Source organism: Streptomyces niveus, assembly GCF_001723055.1.
Classification (GTDB): domain Bacteria; phylum Actinomycetota; class Actinomycetes; order Streptomycetales; family Streptomycetaceae; genus Streptomyces; species Streptomyces niveus.
The window spans coordinates 1-5,310 of sequence record NZ_MDCR01000272.1; the positions used below are offsets into that span (position 1 = coordinate 1).

General features: G+C 71.0%; 4 protein-coding genes. All 4 read right to left on the reverse strand.

Features of this window, described 5'->3' with window-relative positions:
- The coding region (locus BHU15_RS27395) for a glycosyltransferase family 2 protein (protein WP_141726895.1) at positions 1-1,547 on the reverse strand (1,547 nt) is incomplete at its 3' end.
- A 61-nt stretch (positions 1,548-1,608) separates the two neighbouring features.
- Positions 1,609-2,448, reverse strand: a complete 840-nt coding sequence (locus BHU15_RS27400) for a TylF/MycF/NovP-related O-methyltransferase (protein ID WP_069629625.1) — start codon at positions 2,446-2,448, stop codon at positions 1,609-1,611.
- A gap of 59 nt (positions 2,449-2,507) precedes the next feature.
- Complete coding sequence (locus BHU15_RS27405; protein WP_069629626.1) at positions 2,508-3,299, reverse strand: methyltransferase domain-containing protein; 792 nt, start codon at positions 3,297-3,299, stop codon at positions 2,508-2,510.
- Positions 3,300-3,430: 131 nt separating this feature from the next.
- A complete protein-coding gene (locus BHU15_RS27410) occupies positions 3,431-4,984 on the reverse strand; it encodes a glycosyltransferase family 4 protein (protein WP_079128415.1) in 1,554 nt (517 codons plus the stop codon).
- Between the last annotated feature and the right edge of the window lie 326 nt (positions 4,985-5,310).

Genomic DNA, 5,310 nt, shown 5'->3' on the forward strand with positions numbered 1-5,310 from the left:
GAGAGCGCGGGCACGACGCGCGTGGTGTCGTCCACGTAGTGCACGGCCGGTACGGCGGGCGCCCCGGCCGACCCCGTCAGCCGCAGCGGGCCCCGGCGCAGCCGCCCCGCCCCGATGACGCCCATCTCCAGCTTCCAGACGGTGCGGGCGGAGCCTGACTTACGGCTCCGCAGCAGCCGGCGCGGGTCGACGACGGTCTCGAACCCGGCCCAGTCGTAGGCGTGCAGGCCCTGCCTGGACTCGTACGTCGCCGCCGGCATCCGCACCGTGCGCGTCCGCAGCGGCAGTACCCGCCGCTGCCCGGTGCGCAGCCAGGCCGCCTTGACGGACTTGCGGCGCGCGTCGGCCGGCACGTTGCGTACGTACGCGTAGCCCTTGAGGTGCAGTCGCCCTTCGCGCCATACGGCCTCGGTGAGATGCGAGGTCACCGGCAGCTCCTTGGGCCTGAGGGTGGCGACGGCCCGTGGCAGACCGCCGGTGAGCACCGGATACTCGGCGCGGGACCTGCGCAGTCCCCGGACGCCGAAGGCCCCGGGGTCGGCCTTCTCGTGGGCGAGCAGCGCGAGGAGTTCGGGCATCCGGCGCTCGCGGATCAGATGCCACTTGACGCGCAGATGCAGCGGCAGGGCGTCGAAGACGCTCTGGTCGACCGTCGCGGCGAAGGAGTTGGCGTGGTCGAGGAAGGCTTCGTGGAATTCGGCGTCGCCGTCGGGCAGCGCCTCGATGAACAGCCACAGATCGCCGGCGAGCACATGCTGGTGGTAACGGCGGCGCGCGTCGGTCCAGTTGACATCGCTGTCGCCGCCCGCCCGTTCCCGTGCCTGTTCGGCGAGGAAGTCACTCACCGATGTGACGGCGGTGACCCGGTCGCGGATTCCCCTCGGTACGGCGCGCTTCGCGGTGATCGAGCCGTCCCTGGTCCGCCAGTGGTAGACGGGTGCGGACAGCACGTCCACGCCACCCGCCAGGAAGTAGGCGGGCAGCACGACGGCGATGTCCTCGTACAGCACCCCGGACGGGAAGGCGAAGGAGTGCCGGTCCCAGAAGGACTTCCGGAAGACCTTGTTGCAGGCGATCCGGTCCCCGAGCAGCACCCAGTCGCGGGTGATCCTGGTCCCTGAGCGCTCCGTCGCCATCGGCTTGCGGAACATCGGCGCCTGCACGAGCGCGCCGCCGGGGCCGAGCCGCAGCACATTTCCGGTGGCGAAGTCGGAGCCCGAGGCGTCGAGGGCGGCGAGCATGCGCTCGTACGCGTCGTCCGGCACGACGTCGTCACTGTCGACGAAGGAGAGGAACTCCCCCCGGGCGTGCCGGACTCCGGTGTTGCGTGCCGCGCCGAGCCCGGCGTTCGGCTGCTCGACCAGCCGGAACCGGTCGTCCTGCTCGGCGAACCGTCTCGCGATCCGTGCGCTTCCGTCCGTGGAACCGTCGTTCACCATGACGACCTCGGAGTCGGCCATGGTCTGTCCGGCCAGGGAGCGTAGGCAGTCGTCGAGATAGTCCTCCACGTTGTAGATGGGCACGACGACGGTGAGGCGGGGGGTCATGCGCGGTGCACGGTCCTTCCGAACTTCTGAACTTGCGAACTGCGGTGGAACGGGCGCGGATTCAGGGCTTGACCGCGATCCGGCCCTCGTCCATGCGCAGCATGAGCAGCCGTTCGCCCGTCTTCTCCAGGAACTCGTCCACGGCCTGGCGGGACCCCTGCCAGTAGCCGTAGTCGTCGATGAGCAGTACCCCGCCGCTCACCAACCGGGGGTAGAGGAACTCCAGTTCGTGCTTGGTGGAGGCGTACCAGTCGGTGTCCAGGCGCAGGATCGAGATCTGCTCGGGCGCCTGCTGCGGCACGGTGTCCTCGACCATGCCCTGCACGTAGTGCACGCGCTCGCCGGGGTACGGCACCTGCTCGAAGCCCGCCTGTACGTCCTCCAGCGAGGCGATCGCCCAGATCGGCCGGTCCTTGCCCTGCGCCGCGAGCAGATCCTCGGCGGACTTGCCGTCCCGCCGCAGGTCCTCGGCGGTGGGCGGCGGCATGCCCTCGAAGGTGTCGAAGAGGTGCAGGTCGCGGTCGCTCTCGCCGAGCGCGAGCAGCGCCTTGGCGCAGGCCTGCATGGAGCCGCCGCGCCAGACGCCGCACTCGACGATGTCACCGGGGATGCTGTGCCGTACGACATGGCGGGTGGCGAGGATGAAGGCGTTGAGCCGCTCCGGAGAGGTCATCGTGTACGGCTTGACCGCGCGGATGATCTCCTTCGCCTCGTCGTCGTAGTCGGCGGGGAGCGCCGCCGGCTTCGGCCTGGGCTTCGGTTTCGGCTTGGGCGCCGCCGGTACGGCGGGGGGCGTCGGCGTCGCCGGCACGGTTGACCGTGGGGCGGGGACGGGGATCCGCCTGAGCTGATATCCGGTGAGCTTTTCGAGTGTGCCGTTCACTGCGTTTCGCCATGCCATGCGGACGGACGGTACGCGGAGAACTCCACCGATGTCACCTTTCGTCAACTCTCGTTGGTTTATGCCTCTTTCGTGTGCAAGTCAGCCGTTACGGGCTGGACGGGGCCGGGCTGTGCCTCCGGGCTCGGCGCGGGTACGAGAGGTGCGACGGCGGGAGCGGCGGCAGGGGTCCCTCTGCCGCAGCGCTCCCGCCCCTCGACGGGCTCGGGCAGCGGGATACCGTCGACGCCCCCGACCCGGTTCGCGTAACGGACCGTCAACTCCCGTACCGCGTACTCCCACAGCCGTCGCCTCGGCCGCCGCGGCCTGCGGAACACGCCGACCGAGTCGCCCCAGTAGGCGCGCTTGCCGTCGATGGCGGCGTAGTCGAAGCGGATGCCCTTCATCGGCGGGAAGTCCGTGTACGCCTCGGCCAGTTCGAGCCCGGTGAAGGCGGCCATGGCCCTGAATCCGTCCGGGTAGTAGCGCCAGCAGTCCTGCGCGTCGTGCACATGGCCGCGCGAGGGCGCGGTGACGAAGGCCAGGCCGCCGGGCCGCAGGACGCGGGCGATCTCCATCATCGACGCCCAGAAGAACGGGATGTGCTCGAACGCCTGCCCCGACATCACGAAGTCGGCGGTCCGGGACCGTACCGGAATGCGGTACGGCGCGGGCATCACGATGTCGACGTTCGGACCGTCGAGCACGTCGACGCCGATGTACTCGACATCGCGTTCGCCGAGCAGACCGCGATGGGTGAGGGACTGCTTGGGCGAGATGCGCGAGCCCAGGTCGACCACCCGGTGGCGGCCGGTCGTGGGCATGTACTCCTTGACGCAGAGCTCCATCTGCTCGTACGCGGACCTGTGCACGGTGACTCACTTTCCATCCGGCTCGTTGGGTGCGGCGCTCCCCCGACGCCGGTGACGTCTCCCGACGTTCGAGGACATCAACGCCCGTACGGCCGTATGGTCACGTGATCGCTTGGTCAGGTGGCGGTGGGTCAGGTGGCGGCGGCACCCGCCGGGTCGCCGGGCTCCGGCTCCTCCTCCTCGGCAACCGTCCCGTCCGGCAGAGCCGTCACGGGGGCGGTCACCTTCGCCGGGTCGGCCAACAGCCCCTGGTAGACGCCGTCGAGGACGGCGGCCTGCGCGTCCCACGTCCACTCCGCGAGCAGTTCCGGGTCGTCGTACGCCTTCCGGTAGGCGGCCGGGTCGTCGAGCACGGCGCGCGCCGCCCGTACGAAGTCCGCCGTGTCCTGCGCCCGGAACACCTCGCCCTGCCCGGTCTCGCGCACCTTCGCCGCCATGGTGCGGACGTCGCTGACGACGATGGGCAGCCGGGCGTGCGCGTACTCCATGAACTTGGTGATCAGGGCGAGTTCGTGGTTCGGCCAGTGGTGGATCGGGATGACGCCGACATCGGCGGTGGCCAGGAACGGCGCGATCTGCCAGTGCGGTACGTACGGCAGCGGGTGGACCCGGTCGGCGACACCGAGTTCGGCGGCGTGGTCGAGCACCTTGCCCACGACCCACCCGTCGGGCGCGGGGACGACCAGCGCCGCGTGCGCGCCCGGCAGTTGAGGCAGCGACTCGATGAGCGTGGCGAGCCCGCGCTGTGGGGCGAGGGCGCCGCTGTAGACGAGCAGGGGTGTGTCGGCGTCGATGCCGCACAACTCCCGCAGATCCGGCACCTTTTCCTGGGCGCGGTCGGCGGGCGGGCCGCCGCCGGGGGCGTTGAGCACGACGACCGGCATCCGGGGCAGCCGGTGCTCCTGGTGCAGCAGCTCGGCCAAGGGCTGGGAGACGGTCACCACGGCGTCCGCGCAGCGCCCGTACTCCCGTTCGTGCGCGACATGGGCGGGCATCCAACGCCGGTATCCGGCACGGGGCTTGATGCCGGGCAGATACTCGTGCGCGTCCCAGACCAGTTTCACGTCCCGGCCCCGGCCCCGCGCGCGGTGCACGGCACGGGCGCCGACGCCGATCATCCGGAAGTCGTTGGCGTGGATGAGATCGGGTTCGAGTGCGTCCACGAGGGGGCCGAAGGCGAACTCGTAGTCCCACAGGTACGGCTCCAGCCTGCGCCAGCAGCGGTCGCCGAGCAGGGCCCGCCACATGGCCGTACGCAGCCGCTCGGGCAGCGAGTCCGGGTTGCGTCTGCCCTCGACCAGGGCGAGTTGGCGGTGCCGGAAGCCGACCCAGCGGCCGAGGACGCGGGCGGCGGCACGCCGGATCAGGAACCGCCGGCCCTCGGCGGATCTGCGGGCCAGCAGATCGGCGCGCCAGGCCTTGACCCACTGCCTGCGGTGGTGGGCGATGCCGCCGCGCCGGTAGGCGAAGAGCCGGGGCAGGATGACCCTTCGGTAGTCCCTGCGGCGTTTGGCGAGGGTCATCACGACGGGGACCAGCCGGACTTGGGCGGCGCCGATGGTCCAGCGGTGCCGGTCGCGGTCCGGTGACTGGCCGAGCAGGACCACGTCCCAGCCGGCGTCGGCCATGGAGCGGGCGGCCTTCTGTACGCGGGAGTCGCCGTTGACGGCGTTGTCGACGAGCATGACGACCCGCCCTCGGTGTCGCCGGGAATCCGGCGTGGAAGCGGCACTCATGGGGCACTCGCCCTTCGGCTCGTATTCGCGCTCGTACTCGCGCGCGTCGTCGCACTCGTCGTCGCACTCGTCTTCGGGGAGCGACCCGCCATGGTCCGCCCCACCGGGCAACGAGGTTCATCCACCAGGGCTACGGAGACCGGCTCCATGTCACCCGTATGGCGGGGCGCCCGACGACGTGGTCACACCGGGCGGACGCGCCGGGACGTATTCACGCCGGCGGACGCGCGTGTCCGTCAGACCGCGCGGTCGCGGGTCAGCGCGCTGACCGCCGT